The organism is Pseudodonghicola xiamenensis DSM 18339, from assembly GCF_000429365.1.
In the GTDB taxonomy this organism is placed as follows: Bacteria; Pseudomonadota; Alphaproteobacteria; order Rhodobacterales; family Rhodobacteraceae; genus Pseudodonghicola; species Pseudodonghicola xiamenensis.
Window position 1 is genome coordinate 21,079 of the sequence record NZ_AUBS01000034.1, and the last position, 16,344, is coordinate 37,422.

Annotated in this window: 14 protein-coding genes; 10 read left to right on the forward strand and 4 right to left on the reverse strand. The window is 65.2% G+C overall.

Annotated elements, in window-relative coordinates; all coding sequences use genetic code 11:
- The first annotated feature begins 43 nt into the window (after positions 1-43).
- The 10 genes from G455_RS0118605 (at position 44) to G455_RS0118650 (ending at position 10,599) form a co-directional block, all read left to right on the forward strand.
- Complete coding sequence (locus G455_RS0118605; RefSeq protein WP_028095078.1) at positions 44-1,033, forward strand: ABC transporter permease; 990 nt, start codon at positions 44-46, stop codon at positions 1,031-1,033.
- A complete protein-coding gene (locus tag G455_RS0118610) occupies positions 1,030-1,908 on the forward strand; it encodes an ABC transporter permease (RefSeq protein ID WP_051312619.1) in 879 nt (292 codons plus the stop codon). Before G455_RS0118605 ends, G455_RS0118610 begins: the two co-directional genes overlap by 4 nt.
- Complete coding sequence (locus G455_RS0118615) at positions 1,905-3,548, forward strand: ABC transporter ATP-binding protein (protein ID WP_028095080.1); 1,644 nt, start codon at positions 1,905-1,907, stop codon at positions 3,546-3,548. Before G455_RS0118610 ends, G455_RS0118615 begins: the two co-directional genes overlap by 4 nt.
- 9 nt (positions 3,549-3,557) lie before the next feature.
- Positions 3,558-5,186, forward strand: a complete 1,629-nt coding sequence (locus G455_RS24625) for an aminotransferase class V-fold PLP-dependent enzyme (protein ID WP_051312620.1) — start codon at positions 3,558-3,560, stop codon at positions 5,184-5,186.
- Positions 5,186-6,490 carry an NAD(P)/FAD-dependent oxidoreductase gene (locus tag G455_RS0118625; RefSeq protein WP_028095081.1) on the forward strand — a complete coding sequence of 435 codons (1,305 nt, stop codon included), beginning with the start codon at positions 5,186-5,188 and terminating at the stop codon, positions 6,488-6,490. The genes G455_RS24625 and G455_RS0118625 overlap by 1 nt, the downstream gene beginning before the upstream one ends.
- Positions 6,491-6,504: 14 nt before the next feature.
- Entirely contained in the window at positions 6,505-7,002 is a 498-nt protein-coding gene (locus G455_RS0118630; RefSeq protein ID WP_028095082.1) for an L-2-amino-thiazoline-4-carboxylic acid hydrolase, read from the forward strand.
- A 3-nt stretch (positions 7,003-7,005) separates the two neighbouring features.
- Positions 7,006-8,175 carry a M20 aminoacylase family protein gene (locus G455_RS0118635; protein ID WP_028095083.1) on the forward strand — a complete coding sequence of 390 codons (1,170 nt, stop codon included), beginning with the start codon at positions 7,006-7,008 and terminating at the stop codon, positions 8,173-8,175.
- A 159-nt stretch (positions 8,176-8,334) separates the two neighbouring features.
- Positions 8,335-9,174, forward strand: coding sequence for an SDR family oxidoreductase (locus G455_RS24630; protein WP_051312621.1), 840 nt, complete (start codon positions 8,335-8,337; stop codon positions 9,172-9,174).
- The gene (locus G455_RS0118645; protein ID WP_028095084.1) at positions 9,167-10,099 is read left to right on the forward strand and encodes a helix-turn-helix transcriptional regulator; all 933 of its coding nucleotides are present in this window, start codon (positions 9,167-9,169) and stop codon (positions 10,097-10,099) included. Before G455_RS24630 ends, G455_RS0118645 begins: the two co-directional genes overlap by 8 nt.
- Positions 10,096-10,599, forward strand: coding sequence for an SRPBCC family protein (locus tag G455_RS0118650; protein ID WP_028095085.1), 504 nt, complete (start codon positions 10,096-10,098; stop codon positions 10,597-10,599). Before G455_RS0118645 ends, G455_RS0118650 begins: the two co-directional genes overlap by 4 nt.
- A gap of 54 nt (positions 10,600-10,653) precedes the next feature.
- On the opposite strand, the gene G455_RS0118655 is transcribed toward G455_RS0118650, so the two are convergent.
- The 4 genes from G455_RS0118655 to G455_RS26640 form a co-directional block, all read right to left on the reverse strand.
- Positions 10,654-12,159, reverse strand: a complete 1,506-nt coding sequence (locus tag G455_RS0118655; RefSeq protein ID WP_205620482.1) for an HlyD family type I secretion periplasmic adaptor subunit — start codon at positions 12,157-12,159, stop codon at positions 10,654-10,656.
- 1 nt (position 12,160) lies between these two features.
- Positions 12,161-13,864 carry a type I secretion system permease/ATPase gene (locus tag G455_RS0118660; RefSeq protein ID WP_154664427.1) on the reverse strand — a complete coding sequence of 568 codons (1,704 nt, stop codon included), beginning with the start codon at positions 13,862-13,864 and terminating at the stop codon, positions 12,161-12,163.
- Positions 13,865-13,894: 30 nt separating this feature from the next.
- Positions 13,895-14,689: a SapC family protein gene (locus tag G455_RS25755; RefSeq protein WP_028095088.1), complete on the reverse strand. Its 795-nt coding sequence runs from the start codon at positions 14,687-14,689 to the stop codon at positions 13,895-13,897.
- A 125-nt stretch (positions 14,690-14,814) separates the two neighbouring features.
- On the reverse strand, positions 14,815-16,344 hold a 1,530-nt coding region (locus G455_RS26640), incomplete at its 5' end, for a DUF7507 domain-containing protein (protein WP_028095089.1).

The following is a 16,344-nucleotide window of genomic DNA, read 5'->3' on the forward strand; positions in this document are numbered from 1 at the left end:
CCCCGGCGGTGCCCGTCCTTTCCGTCCCGCGAAGGACCGATATATGAAACTCCCCCTCCCTCCGATCCTGATCTACGCGTTGCGGCGCGTGGTGCAGGCGGTGCCGGTGATCATCCTGATCATGATCGGCACCTTCCTGCTGTTGAAACTCGCCCCCGGTGATACCGTCGATGCGCTGGTTGGCGACATGGGCGGCGCCGATGCTGCCTTCATCGCGCGGCTGCGCGCGGAATACGGGCTCGATCAACCGATCTGGGTGCAGCTCTGGCGGTATATGGCCAAGCTCGCGACCTTCGATTTCGGCTGGTCCTTCGTCTATGAACAGCCGGTTTCAACCGTGCTGCTGGATCGGCTGGGCACCACCTTGATGCTGATGGCGACCTCGCTCAGCATCGCCTTTACCGCCGGCGTGGTGCTGGGCGCCATCGCCGCCCGCCGGGTCTATTCGGCCACCGACAACATCATCTCGATCCTCGGGCTGGTGTTCTATGCCACCCCGTCCTTCTTCCTGTCGCTGATGATGATGTATCTGTTTTCGGTCAAACTGGGCTGGCTTCCGGTCGGCGGCATCAAGACCATCGCCGGCTTCTATACCGGCTGGGATCATGTGATCGACGTTGCCAAGCATCTGATCATGCCCACCGCCGCGCTGTCGCTGATCTATCTCTCTTTCTACCTGCGGCTGATGCGTGCCTCGGTGCTCGAGGTGGCGGATCTGGATTATGTCCGCACCGCCCGCGCCAAGGGGGCAGGGGAGACGCGGCTGATGATCCATCACATCATGCGCAACGCGCTTTTGCCGGTGGTGACGCTTCTGGGGCTGCAATTCTCCACCGTGCTCGGCGGCTCTGTCGTGGTCGAGACCATCTTCACCCTGCCGGGGCTGGGGCAGCTTGCCTATCAGTCCGTGGTGCAACGCGACATGAACACGCTGATGGGGATCATCTTCCTCTGCGCCCTCATCGTTGTCGTTGTGAACTTTCTCACCGACCTGCTCTATGCACGTCTGGACAGCCGGATCGAACTCGCATGACCTCGCTCGACACCGATCTCTCCCCCGCCGAGCCGCCGCGCCTGGTGGTGTTCTGGCGCCGCTATCGGCGCAACCGCGCCGCGCTGCTGGGGCTCGTCATCTTCGTGATCGTCGTGCTGATGGCGCTGACTGCCGGTCTTGTCGATCCCGGCGATCCGCTGCGCCGGGCCGGCGATCCGCTGACGCCGCCCTTCGTCGATTGGGCGACGCCGCTCGGCACCGATCAGCTGGGCCGCGACGTGCTGTCCGGCGTGTTCTATGGTGCCCGCATCTCGCTTCTGATCGGGGTGGTCGCCACCCTGGTCGCCATTGCCATCGGCGTCGTCATCGGCGCGCTTGCCGGCTATTTCGGCGGCTGGGTCGATGACGTTCTGATGCGGGTGACCGAGGCGTTTCAGACCATCCCGAACTTCGTGCTGCTGCTGACGCTGGTGGCGATCCTGGGTTCGAAGATCGAATGGATCACCCTGGCCATCGGCATCGTCAGCTGGACCGCGCCAGCACGCATGGTCCGGGCTGAGTTCATGTCACTCAGGGGGCGCGAATTCGTCGATGCGGCGCGCAATCTCGGAGTGTCGAACACCGCCATCATCTTCAAGGAAATCCTGCCCAACGCGCTGCCGCCCATCGTGGTCTATGCCTCGGTGATCATGGCGCTGTCGATCCTGCTGGAAAGCGCGCTGGCCTTCCTGGCGCTGGGCGATCCCAACTATGCGAGCTGGGGCAACATGATCGGCCAGGGCCGCGCTGTGCTGCGCTCCGCCCCTTACTGCGCCGTCATTCCCGGTATCGCCATCGTCCTGACTGTGCTGTCCTTCTCGCTCTTGGGCGAGGGGCTGAATGACGCGCTGAACCCGAGGCAGAAGAAACAATGACAGATACGCCTCCCATCCTGCAAATCCGCGACCTCAAGATCGCCCTGCCCAAGGGGGCCGACCGTCCCTTTGCGCTGGAAGGGCTGGACCTGACCATCGAACCGGGGGAAATCGTCTGCCTGGTGGGCGAGTCCGGCTCCGGCAAATCGCTTTGCGCCGGCGCCATCATGCGGCTGTTGCCGGAACCCCATGTCCATGTCGCCGGCGGTGCCATCCGCTTCATGGGCGAGGAGCTTCTGGGCAAGACCGAGACCGAGATGCGCGCCATCCGGGGCGAGGATATCGCCATGATCTTCCAGGAGCCGATGACCGCGCTCAACCCGCAGAAAACCGTGGGTTGGCAACTGGACGAGGTGCTGCGCCTGCACACCAGGATGACACGGGCCGAGCGCAAGGCCCGCGCCATCGAGATGCTGGAACGCGTGCACATCCCCGATCCGGCCTCGGCCTATAATGCCTATCCGCACCAGATTTCCGGCGGCCAGCGGCAGCGGGTGGTGATCGCCATGGCGCTGCTGCTGTCGCCGAAGCTGATCATCGCGGACGAACCGACCACCGCGCTTGACGTGACCACGCAGCTCCAGATCCTCAAGCTGATCCGCGAGTTGCAGGAGCAGGAGGGCGCGGGCGTTCTCTTCATCACCCACGACTTCGGCGTGGTGGCCGAGATCGCCGACAAGGTCGCGGTTCTCTGCAAGGGCGAGATGGTCGAACAGGGGCCGGCAGCCGAGGTTCTGAACAACCCGCAGCACGCCTATACCCGGGCGCTGATCGGGGCGGTGCCGGCGCTGACGCCGCCGCCGGTGAAACCCGTCACCCAGGCGCCGGTGGTGCTGAAGGGCATCGGGCTGAAGAAGACCTTCGCCGCCCGCGGCGGTCTGCTGTCGGGCAAGCGCAAGGCGGTCGTCGCGGTCAAGGATCTGACCTTCCAGCTGCACCGCGGCGAAACGCTCGGTGTGGTGGGGGAATCCGGCTCGGGCAAGACCACGGTGTCGCGCATCGTCACCCGGCTGCTGGAATGCGACGCCGGCAAGGTGGAACTCGATGGCAAGGATCTGCTGGCCTGTTCGCCGCGAGAGCTGCGCGCGATGCGCAAGTATATCCAGATGGTGTTCCAGGATCCCATGGCCTCGCTCAACCCGCGCAAGCGGGTGGTCGACCTGATCGCCCAGGGCCCCATCGTCCATGGCGCCGATCCCGACAAGGCGCGCGCCGATGCCCGCAAGCTGCTTGAGTTGGTGGAACTGTCGCCTGCCGCCGCCACCCGTTTCCCGCATGAATTCTCGGGCGGGCAGCGGCAGCGGATCGGTATCGCCCGAGCGCTGGCACTGGAACCGAAGGTGATCGTGGCGGATGAACCCGTCTCGGCGCTCGACGTCTCGGTGCAGGCGCAGGTACTGAAGCTGCTGGCCGACCTGCGCGACCGGCTGAACTTGTCGCTCTTGTTCGTCACCCACGATCTGCGGGTCGCGGCGCAACTTTGCGACCGGATCATCGTCATGCAGAAGGGCGAGATCGTCGAAAGCGGCCTGACGGCCGAGGTCTTCGCCAATCCGCAACACGCCTATACGCAGAACTTGCTGTCTTCCATCCCCGGACGCGATTGGACGCCCCCGTCGTTCCGCACGGATGCCGCCTGAGGTTTTGAAATGTCACTGGAATTCAAAGATGTCCGCGGTGCCCTGATCGGCGAAGGCACTGCCATTCCCGGCCCCTTCGGGCCGCGCGCGTTGCTTTATGCCGATTACGTAGCCTCGGGCCGCTCGCTCGCCTTCATCGAAGACGCGATCCGCACCCATGTGCTGCCTTATTACGGCAACACCCATACCGAGACCTCCTTTACCGGCAGGCGGACCACCCAGTTGCGCGAGATGGCGCGCGAGGCGGTGCGCGCGGCGGTGGATGCGGATGACAGTCACGCGGTGATCTTTACCGGATCGGGCGCGACCGGCGCGGTCGACAAGCTGGTGCGGGCGCTGGCGATGATGGGGCTGGGGCAGGGGGCGGTGGTTTTCGTCGGCCCTTACGAACACCACTCGAACGATCTGCCCTGGCGCGAAAGCGGCGCGATGGTCGTTCGCGTGCCGTTGAACGATGGCGGCAGCATCTGCCTTGAGACGCTGGAGCGCAAGCTTGCCACCTATGCGGATGCGCCGCTGAAGATCGGCGCCTTCTCGGCCGCCTCCAACGTCACCGGGGTGCTGACCGACCTGCGCGCCATCGCCCGCCTGATGCATGCCCACGGCGGGATCTGCGTGGCCGATTTCGCCGCCGCCGCGCCCTATGTGCCGATCCGCCTGGCCGAAACCGCGCCGGGCGCCGGTGACCGGATCGACGCCGCGGTGCTCTCGCCGCACAAATATCCCGGCGGCCCCGGTGCCTCGGGCGTGCTGGTGGCCGATCGCGGCTTTTTCAGTGGTGCGCGGCCGACGATGGTGGGCGGCGGTACGGTGACCTATGTCACCGCCGAGGGGCATTCCTATGTCGTCGATCCCGAACATCGCGAAGAGGGCGGCACCCCCGCCATCGTCGACAACATCCGCGCCGGCATGGTGATGCAGCTCAAGCGCGACATGGACGAGGCGCGGGTGGAGGCGCGGGAAACCACGCTGACCCGCCGTCTGGAAGACGCCCTGCGCGCCATTCCGGGGGTCGAGCTTCTGGGCCCGCGCAACGTTCCGCGTCTTGGCATTTTCTCGTTCAATATCAGGGCAAAGGGATGTCTTCTTCATCATAACTATGTGGTCGCGCTGCTGAACGATCTGTTCGGTATCCAGGCCCGCGGCGGCTGTTCCTGCGCCGGGCCCTATGGGCATGCGCTGCTCGGGATCGATCAGACCACGAGCTCGCGTCACGAGGAGGCGGTTCATCACGGCCATACCGCCTTCCGCCCCGGTTGGGCGCGGCTGGGGGTGAACTGGTTCTTCGAGGATACGGATGTCGATCACATCGCTGCCGCAATCCGCTTCATCGCCGAGCACGGGCTCGAGATGCTGCCGCATTACCGGCTCGATCCGCTCGAAGGCGTCTGGCGTGCCAGCCCGCCGGTCGAGGATGCGCCGCCCGCCTGCCTGTCGGCGCTGTGGTCCGGCGCGGCCGAGCTGAACTGTCCGCTGCCCGACTTCGACGCCTGCCTGGCCCAGGCCGAGGCGCTGGCCACTGCCGCTGCCGATCTGCCGCCGGCCGAGCCGCTTGCACTGCCGGCGGAGGAAGAGGCGCTGCGCTGGTTCTGGCTGCCGCACGAGGCCGCCGCCCTGACAGAAGAAGGAGCCGCCTGATGGGCGAAGCTGTCGAATTCCCGAAATCGCTCTGGGCCGCCACGGCGCCCGAACGTGCTGTCACCGCTCCGCTCAAGGGCATCGAGGAAACCGATGTGGCGGTGATCGGCGCCGGCTTCACCGGCCTTTCCGCCGCGATCGAGGCGGCCAGGCGCGGCCATGCGGTGACGCTGCTGGAAGGCAAGGCCGCCGGCTGGGGCGCCTCGGGGCGCAACAACGGTCAGGTGATCCCGATCCTGACCAGCGCCGAACCTGACGTCTGGGTCAGCCGCTATGGCGATGCCGGCAGACGGATGGTCAATCTGATCGGCAATTCCGGCGATGTGCTGTTCGACCTGGTGCGAGAATTCGACATGCAGGCCGAGGCAGAGCAGGCAGGCTGGTTCCAGCCGGCGCATACCCCCGGCCGGGTGAAACTGTCGCAAAAGCGCGTCGATGCCTGGAAACGCTTCGGCTTTCCGGCCGAGCTGAAGGATGCCCGCGAGACCGCCGAAATCCTTGGCACTGATTTCTGGTATGGCGGCATGTACAACCGCACCGGCGGCCATGTGAACCCGCTGGCGCTGGCGCGCGAGATGGCGCGCGCGGCCGAGGGGCTGGGCGTGGTGATCCATGAACAATCCCCGGTTCAGAGCTTTGCCCGCGAGGGGGCGCAATGGGTGATCCGCACGCCGGGTGGTACGCTGAAGGCCCGTGCGCTGATCCTGGCCACCAACGCCTATACCGGCGAACTTGCCCCGAAGCTCGCCCCGCGCATCGCCCATTCAGTCGTCCCAGTGCTGAGCTGGCAGATGGCGACCCAGCCGATCAGCGACAACCTGCGCGCCAAGATCCTGCCGGGCCGGCAGGCGGTGTCGGACACGCGGGGCGATCTGCGCTTCTTCCGCTATGACGCCCGCAACCGGCTGATCACCGGCGGCGCGGTGATGGGGAACTTCAATGTCGCCAACCGGGTGCGCCAGAAGGCCGCCCGCAATCTGGCCGAGGCGTTTCCCGATCTGGGCGTGCCCGAGATGACGCATGTCTGGTCGGGCTTCATCGGCATGAACTGGGACCGCTTCCCGCGCGTGCACAAGCTGGGCCCGGACGGTTGGGCCTGGATCGGCTGCAACGGGCGTGGCGTGGCGCTTGGCACCTCTCTGGGCCGAGAACTGGCGCGGGCGGTGACTGGCGTTGCGGAACAGGAGTTGGCCCTGCCGGTGACCGAGCCGCATCCCTTCCCGCTGCACGGGATCGTGCGGCGTGTCGCCCCCACCTATCTCGCCTGGCTGAAACGCCAGGATCACAAGGAACTGAACCTCTGACAGGAGACCTACCCATGGCTGAAACCGAAGGCATGGATTTCAACGACATTCCGATCCTCCTGCGCCGCAAGATCGAGGCGATGATCCTGAAGCACGTGCTTGACGTGATCACCGAACGTTCGGGCCGCGAAGAGGCCGAGGCGGTGATCGGCGCCGCCTGTTCGAAATCCGCGATCGAGCAGGGCCAGATGCTGGCCGAGGCGCTGGGGCATGCTCCGGACCTGACCGATTTCGCCGCCATCCAGCCGGCCTGGACCCGCGAGGATGCGCTCAGGATCGAGACGCTGGAAGCCTCCGAGGAGAAGATGGATTTCAACGTCACCCGTTGCCGCTATGCCGAGATGTATCGCGACATGGGGATCGGCGATATCGGTCATCTGCTGTCCTGCAACCGCGATGGCGATTTCTGTATCGGCTATAACCCGGAGATCGAGATGACCCGCACCCAGACCATCATGAAGGGCGCGTCACATTGCGATTTCCGTTACCGCATGAAGAAGAAGGAGGCCTGATCTATGGCCGTTGAAAACTGGGTCGCCAAGGAGGTCGCTGGGCTGACCGAATTCCGCCGCGACCTGCACCAGAACCCCGAATTGCTTTATGATCTGCCGCGCACGGCCCAGACGGTGGCCGAGGCGCTGCGCGCCGCCGGTGTGGACGAGGTTCATGAAGGCATCGGCAAGACCGGTGTGGTGGGCGTGATCCGGGGGCAGAGCAATGCCTCGGGCCGCACCATCGGGCTGCGCGCCGATATGGACGCGCTGCCGATCAAGGAAGAGACTGGCAAGCCCTGGGCCTCGCAGACCGAGGGAAAGATGCATGCCTGCGGTCATGATGGACATACCACCATGCTGCTCGGCGCCGCAAAGCATCTGGCCGAAAGCCGGGCCTTCGATGGCACGGTGATCGTGATCTTCCAGCCCGCGGAAGAGGGCGGCGCCGGCGCCCGCGCGATGATCGAGGACGGCCTGTTCAAACGTTGGCCCTGTCACGAGGTTTACGGCATGCACAACCGGCCGAACCTGCCGCTCGGCCAGTTCACCATCGCGCCGGGGCCGATCATGGGCTCGGTCGACGAGGTGAAGATCACCATCACCGGCCGCGGCGGCCACGCGGCGCGCCCGGAACAGACGCTCGACCCGCTGCCGATGGCGGCGGCGCTGCTGCAGGCGGTGCAGACGTTGATTTCGCGCAACAAGGATCCGATCGACAGCGCGGTGATCTCGCTTTGTACCATCCACGCCGGGAATGCCTTCAATGTCATTCCCCAGGCGGTGGAGATGACCGGCACCGTGCGTACCCTGCGCGAAGAAGTGCGCGATATGGTCGAAACCCGGATGCGGGCGATGGTCGAACATATCGCCTTGGCCTTCGGCGGCGAGGGCAAGCTGGAGTATACCCGGCATTACCCGGTTACGGTGAACCACGAACGGGAAACCGAGCTGGCGGCCAAGGCTGCGCAGGAGGTGGCGGGCGTCGAGAACGTGCATCTCGACATGCCGCAGACCCTGGGGGGAGAGGATTTCTCCTTCATGCTCAACGAGGTGCCGGGCGCGATGATCAATGTCGGCAACGGCCCCTCGGCGGGGCTGCATCACCCGATGTATGACTTCAACGACGATGTGATCGCCTGGGGCTGTTCCTATTGGACCACGCTGGTCCGCCAGCGGCTGCCGCTGGCATGATGTTGCAGCGGCGCGGTGCCCCAGGGGCCGCGCTGCTGTGCCAAGGCGCGCGTTGGGGTGTAGCTTTGGCGCCTTTTGCCGGTGACTGGCGCGAATTGCCGGTTTCGGTCGGATGAGGCTGGCGTAGACTGGCCGCAGCAACCGACGGAAGAGGCGCATATGAAACGCATTCTTATTACTGGCGCGGCCAGTGGCTTCGGCAAGGGGCTGGCACTGGCCCTGGCTGCAAAAGGCCACCACGTCATCGCCGGCGTGCAATACCCGCAGCAGCGGACCGATCTTTTGGCTGAGGCCCGGGCGGCGGATGTGCAGATGCGGATCATCAAGCTCGATATCACCCGGGCTGACGATCGTGCCCGCGCCTTTGCCCATGACATCGACATTCTGGTCAACAACGCCGGCCAGATGCAGGCCGGGCCGGTGGCAGAAATGCCGATGGATCGGGTGCGCGAGAATTTCGAGGTGAATGTCTTCGGCACCTTGGCGATGATCCAGGGGGTCGTGCCGCAGATGGCCGAGCGCGGGGCGGGCAAGATCGTCACCGTCACCTCGATGGGGGGGCTGATCACCGTGCCCTTCGCTGCCGTCTATACCGCCACCAAACACGCGCTCGAAGGGCTGATCGAAGGGCTGAGGACGGAATTGGCCGAGACCGGCATTGAATTCTGCACCGCCAATCCGGGCATCTTCGGCACTGGTTTCAATGATCGCGGCGCCGAGACGGCGCTGGAATGGTTCGATCCGAAAACCTCATTGTCGCGTTCGCCGCTGTTGGCGCAGTTCGACTTCATCGGGGGCGATGCGCCGATCCCGGGCCAGCTTGACCCGCAGATCATGGTCGATGCGCTGGTCGATATCTGCGAATCCGATAACGCCCGGTTCCGCAACGTGGTGCCGGCGGAAACCGAAGCCTGGATCAAGATGATGCAGAAACAGGCCTGGATCGCGCATAAGAACGATCCGATCTATCTCGATCCGACGGTGGCGGCCCATGACTGAGCGTTTTCACCTCGGCCCCGGTACGCTGGCCTATGCCCGAGCGCTGGGTTTTGACGTCCGGCTGGGCGGGCACAAGTCCTTGGCGCTGGAGCCGCGGGTCTATTACGGGCTGTTCAGTCAGCCCGGGCTGGACGTGGCGCAGATCTATCACGGTGTGATCGCGCATTTCGGGTTCGAAACGCTTGATCCGGCGTTGCTGATCGGCCTGTGCAGCGAAACCTTGGCGGCCGCGGCGCTGCGGATGGCGCATTACAAGTCGCTGATCGGCCCGCTCGGGCTCGATGTCGGGCAGGACGGGGGCGGGCTGCAACTTCGGTTTCACTGGCCCGATCAACCGCCGGTGCCGCCGCTGTTGCTGGCGATCGAGGCGCTGTTCTGGGGCGCGCTTGCGCGTCGCGGTCCGGTCGAGCCACAGCAGCCCCTGAGGGTGATCCTGCCGGAGCTGCCGCCCGAGCGGGAGATCTTTGAAAAGGTGATCGGTGCCAAGGTGACGCTGGGGGCGCAGCAGGAAATCCATTTTTCCGCTCAGGCTGCGGCGGCCCCTTTCGCGGGGCGGCGTGATGATCTGGTCACCGTGCTCGAGCGCAGCCTTTGCGTTGTCGCGACCGACCGCAGTTTCATCACCGCGCTGCGCCAGGCGCTGACCGCAGCCTTGCCGGCGGGACGTGCCAGCATCGCCACCGTCGCCACCGAACTGGGGATGAGCCGGCGCACCCTGCAGCGGCGGCTGGGTGAGGCCGGCACCAGTTTTCGGCAGGAGTTGATGGCGGTACGTGCCGCGCTCGACGCGCAGTTGATCGAGGCGCGCGGTCACTCCTCGGCCGAAGCTGCCTTTCTGCTGGGGTTTCGCGATGTGAATTCACTTTACCGCGCCCGCAAGAGTTGGGATGGCGCCGACACCCGTGGGGTCGAGGCGGCGGAATGACCGCAGCGGCCCGGATTTTCACCGACGATCGGGGGCGGCCCGCCATTTCGACCGAGATCGTGATCGACGCGCCGATGGAACTGGTCTGGGCGGTGCTGACCGATTTCACGGCAATGCCGCAGTGGTCGGATAGTTTCCTGGGGCTGGAGGGGCCGTTCGAGGCGGGGGGGGATGTCGTTGCCAGTTTTCGCATGTTCGGGCGGATCACCCGCGTTTGCCACCCGCTGGTGCATTGGCTGGAGGGGAAGGACCGGCGGATGTTCGGCTGGACCGCGCCCACGAGCGAAGGCGGCCGGATCTTGGACGATCACCGATATATCGTTGAACGTCTGGGCGATGGGCGGACCCGGTTTGTCCAGACCGATGCCTTTTCCAATGCGCCCCGGCTGCTGGCGCCGCTGATGCTGCGGCTGCTACGGCGCTGGTACATGCGGTTCAACGCGGCGCTGAAGGCCCGGGCCGAAGCGCTTCATGTGGCCGGCGTGGAGGCAACGGTTTAACGGTTGCTGTCCGGTCTGGCCTGGGCGGCGGGGAGGGCGGCCCCTGGAGGGGGCTCAGCTCTCGCGGAAACTCAGGCGCAGACTGTCCATCATCGGTTTGAACAGATAGCGCGCCAGGCTGCGCTCTCCGGTCAGCAGCATGACATCGGCGGGCATCCCCGACAGGATCTGCACGTCATGGCCGAGCGCGCTGACATCCTCCGGGGTGACCGTCACCTTGACCAGGAAATAGGGTTCTCCGGTGCGGTCGTCCTGCAGCCGGTCGGCGGCGACGACCGAAACCGTGCCATAGAGATGCGGCAGATTGCGCTGGCTGTAGGCCGTCAGCAGGACCCGGGCCGACATGCCGGGATAGACCGTTTCGATATCGTTCGGCCTGACCCTTGCGTCGATCACCAGCCGCCCGTCGTCGGGCACGATGTCAAGGATATCGCCGCCGGGTTCCAGCACGCCACCGTTTTCGGTGGTGACCCGCAGGTTCAGGACCCGCCCCGAGATCGGCGCCAGAATTTGGGTGCGGCTGAGTGCGTCGAGCCGTTCGGGCAGGCTGGAGCGCATCGAGGCCAGTTCCGAGCGGATTTGCGCCAGGTCCGAGCTGACATCCTCCATACCCTGCTGGCGGGTGGCGACAAGCTGAAGCTCGGTCTCGCCGATCTGTTGCTGCAATCGCGCGACCGTGGCGCGATTTTGCGCCTGATCGGCTTGCAGGCTGGCCAGGCCGCGTTGCAAGCCCAGCACTTGCGGCAGGCGGTTGAGCCCGCGTTCATAAAGCTGATCTGTCATTTCCAACTCCTGTTGCAGCAGCTCGATCTGCCGGTCCTGCGCGGCGATGACCTGCTGCAGGCCGCCGATTTCGGTCCTGAGCTGATCCATCCGCTTGGTCAGGATATGTTCGCGCGATGCCTGGGTGTCGCGCCGGGTCCGGAACAGGTTGCGTTGCGCCGAGATCAGCGGTCCCGGGGCGGCGGAATGGCGGGCCATCTCCTCCTCGGGAAAGTTGATCTCGGGGGCAGAGGTCAGCTCAGCTTCCAGTCGCGCCTCGGCAGCCAGCAGGAAGACCAGCCGTTCGCGCAGTTCCTCCACCCGGGCGCGGGCGCGGACGGTGTCCAGGGTGACCAGCACGTCGCCGGCGGTGACATGATCGCCTTCGCGCACATGGATATGCTTGATGATGCCGCCTTCGAGATGCTGCACCGTCTTGCGGCTGCCATCGGGATTCACCACGCCGACGGCCAGCGCGGCGCTGGCGAGCGGCGCGAGAAAGGCCCAGGCGCCGAACCCGCCGAAGAACAGCAGCGCCGCCAGAAGCCCGAGCAATCGCGGGCCACGGGTGACCTGCGACAACGCGGTGACGGGGCGAAAGCCGGGGCGGCGGCGCAGCGCCCGGACGGCGAGAATGGTCAGAACCAGGAGCGCCAGCGCGGCCGGGGCCAGGATGGTCATCAGCTCCTGTGTGCCGGGTGTGCCGGTCAGCACCGCCTCCCAGGCGACCGAGATTTCATGCCAGCCGGTCCCGATCCAGGTTGCGGCCATGGCGAACAGTTCCTTGATCCGATCCATTTCATACCCTCGCTTCCGCTACCCGCCGAGGTTTGACCGGGGCGGGTTTCATCATGGAGCTCAGAATTTCGTCGCGCGGGCCGAACCGGGCCAGCCCGCCCTCTTTCAGCACAGCCACCATATCGGCGAAGCGCAGCAGCGCCGGGGCGTGCGAGACGAAGATCACCGTCTTGCCGCGTTCTTTCAGATCCCGGATCATCGCTGCCAGCGCCAGTTCGCCATTGCCGTCGAGATTGCTGTCGGGTTCGTCCAAGGCGATGACGCTGGGATCGCCGTAAAGCGCGCGTGCCATGGCGATCCGCTGTTTCTGTCCACCCGAGAGCGTATCACTGTAAGGGCCGGTCTCGGTCTCATAGCCTTCGGGCAGGCTCAGGATCAGGTCATGGGCCCCGGCCCGGCGGCTGGCCTCGAGCACGAGGTGCGTTTCCGGCGGGCCGAGCCGGGCGATATTCTCGGCGATCGAGCCGGAGAACAATCGTACCGTCTGCGGCAGATAGCCGATGTGGCGGCCAAGGTCGTCGCTGTCCCATTCCGCCACATCGGCGCCGTCGATCCGTACCGCACCGAAGGAGGCGGGCCAGGCGCCGACGAGGCATTTGCACAGGCTCGACTTGCCCGAGCCAGAGGGCCCGATGATTGCCAGCGTGCTGCCGGCGGCCAGGTGAAACGACAGCCCCTTGAGGATCGGCTCTCCGGTTTCGGGCGCGTGATAGCGCAGCCCGTTGACGTCGATCCTCCCCTTGGGGCGGTCGAGTTCGAGCCGGTCCTTGCGATCGGGGCATTGGCGAAACAGTTCGCTCAGCCGCGCCGTCGCCTCGCGGTAGGAGCCATAGCTGCGCCAGGCACCGATCGCACGTTCCACCGGCGCCAGCGCGCGCGACAGGATGATCGAGCCCGCGATCATGCCGCCGGCGGTCAGTTCGGCCTGCAGCACCAGATAGGCGCCGGTGCCCAGCATCAGGATCTGGATGATCATCCGCAGGCTGCGCGAGGCGGCGAGAAAGGTGGTGGACAGCGCCCGCGCCCCATCGCTGCGCGCATCGAGCCCGCGTTGCGCATCGCTCCAGCGTGCGACGGTGCCGCCCATCATGCCAAGTGCGGCCAGCGTTTCGGCATGTTCCATGTAGACGGCGGCATCGGTCCGGTTACGCCGCATCGCGCCGTTGACCCGGGCCAGCCGCTGGCGGGTCAGCAGATCGTTGAGCACCGCCAGCGCGAAGAGGATCAGCGCGCCGGCGACGGCAATCGCCCCCAGCAGCGGGTGCATCGCCCAGATCACCGCCAGAAAGACCGGTGTCCAGGGCGCATCGAGAAAGGCCAGCAGCGCATCGCCTGACAGGAAGCTGCGCAGATCGGTCACATCGCTGGTATCCGCCGCGGCGCGCCCGTCGCGCAGACGCTGACGCATCGCCCGGCGCATCACCTCGCCGGACAGTTCCCGCTCGATCCAGCCGCCGATCCCCGACAGCATCTGGCGACGGGACAGCTCGATCAGCCCGAAGGTCAGCAATGCGGCGGCGGCGATGCCGCTGAGCCAGAGCAGCGTGCCGTAAGAGCCGCTGGACAGCACGCGATCGAAAATCTGCAGCATGTAGACCGAGCTGGTCAGCAGCAGAAGGTTACACAACAGGCTGAGGCCGAGCAGCCACCAGAGCTGTCGGCGCACCGCGCGCATGACCACTTTCAAAGGGGTTGTTTCCGACATCGGGCGCCTCTTTCCGTTGCTGGGCTGATTTCAGTGCGGGGCCACCTGGGCTTGCCGAGCGATGGTGTCGGTGCTGACAAGCCGCATATCCACCGGGCGGGGCGTGATTTCGCAGGCATCGACCCGCTCGGCCAGCACCTCGAAATTGGTGAAGGAGGCCCAGTGCATATGCACCGCCTCCAGCCCGCCACTACGCGCAAGCTGCAGCAGGTCGTCATCGGCGAGCTTGGCCAACCGCTCACGCGAGACGGTCATGAACCCCCGCAGCGCCCGTTTGCTGTGGCCGGGCAGGGCGATGGTGACGGTCATCGGCTCCAACAGGTCCAGCTCCTCCAGTCTACGGCAGAACCGCTGGGTCTGCCGGCTGTTGGCGTAATGGGCACCGGTAAAGGCGACGATCTTCTGCAGGAACGGGGTCGCGGTGCCGGTGTCGTCGAACAGGGCCACACCACTGTCGTCGCGGCGCAGCTCGGGACTGTCGGGCAGCACTGACAGCACCATCTTGTCGCGATCCACGATCTGGGTGCCGAAGAAGGGAAGCTGCCGGAAATGCGCCGGGATATATTCTCCGGTCCACCGTCCCGCCGCATCGACGAAAAGATTCCGATCCCGGCTCAGCCCGAGGATCGCGACCGGTGACACCCCTTGCGAGGCCCGGGCGAAGAGAATGGGAAATTCGCGCGCGGCGCGGGGAAATTCCGCCAGGGTGATCGGCGCACTGATCTGCGTCGCGCAATCTTGCCAGTTTCGACCGGGATGATAGCTCAGCTTGCCGTGTTTGTCGGGGGTGAGCAGAACCCCGTCGGAAAAGATGGATTGTGCCATGGTTTGCTCCGTCTGATGGGGCCGGATGATGGGCGGCGCGGCCCGGAGCGATCCGGACCGCGCCAGGGCCGGGGACTGGCGTACCTTGGGGGGATCGGAAGCCCCGGCCCTTGAGGGAACGAGAGTCAGGCCACTTCCAGGTGATGGAAGATGTCGCTGTCGTCCTGATAGAAGTCGACACGGTCGTATTTCTCACCGCGTCCCAGCGAGGTGATGACCGAGGCATCCTCGGTGCCGGGGCCGTCGGCGCTGCCGTCGGCGTGCAGTTCGATCGTGTAGTTCGACAGCTTGCCCTTGTGCACGTAGTCCGAATACCACCAGCCGTCGTCATCGGTGATGGCGGTATCCACCAGCGTCCCCGACTTGTCGAGGATCCGCAGCAATGCGCCGGAGATGCCCTCACCATCCTCGTAGACCATGTCGTCGCTGCCCAGGCCATCGTCCCAGACATAGCCGCCGAACCCCGCCATCTTGAACGGTTTGAACACATTGTCGTTCGATACCGCATCGCTGAAGTCGGTGGTGCTGGTGGTGGCGCCGTCAGTCAGGACGGCGTCGAATTGATAGAGCCAGTTCTCGGGGATATCGCCCAGCTCATACCCGGGGATCGGCTCGCCGCCGGTGGCATCCTCGTCAGGCGTCGGGGTCCAGCCCGAACTTCCCTTGGTCTCGTAATCGAGATGGATGTTCACATAGGTCAGGCCGGTCAGATCGGCATCGCCGAAATTCACCACCGCCTCCATGCTGCCATCGGGCAGATAGTTGAACTCGACGGTATAGAGATCGCGCGAGATTTCCTCACCGGGAACCAGACAGATATTCCCGTCGGGATCGAATTCAACCGACACGCTGTCATAGACGTGAACCGCGTTTTCGAAGAAGGCATCGGGGCTTTGCAGCACGAAGCCATCGGGGATCTTCATGGTCAGCACGTTGTCGGTGCCGTCGCCATTGGTGAATTCCTCGTCATAGTCGAAGGCGACATTATAGAAGAATTGCCCCGGATTGGTCGAATTCTGGGTGAAACCCCCGTCGTTGTTCGGCGAGAAATTCGCCTGGAAGACTTCACCGAAATCGCAGAGCGCAGAGTTGGTCACCATGCCTGGCGGCAGGATGTAGAAGCCGCTGGTGTCGCTGTCCGTGACCTGCTGCTCGGGGGCGGTGGTATTGGCGGTGACTGTGGCCTCGTTGCTGTAAGACAGCAGCCCTTCCTCGACGGTCATCGCGAAGGAGGAAACGAAGGTCCAGGCCTCGCCGACATCGAGCTCTCCATCGGTGTCGGTATCGCCGATATTGAAACCACCGAGCTCGACGCCGATGATGCCGCCGTCGGCGGTGCCGAAATCGGGATCGAGCGCGCCATGGTCATCCAGGATCGACAGATCGGTCAGGGTGACATTGCCGATGTTGGTGACGGTGTATTTCCAACTCACCTCATCGCCGGTGGCGACACCGGTCAGCCCGTCGCCCTCGGTGCCCTCATGCACCGTGACCTTGTCGATGTCTATCGCCGGGGTCTGGTCGATGGGGACGATGTTGGTGTCGTCATCCTCGACCGGATCGCCGGCGGGATCGGTGCCCTCGGCGGTGACCACATTGGTGACCGATCCGTCATCGACCTGATCCTGATCGAGCAGCTCGGTGGCGGTGCCGGT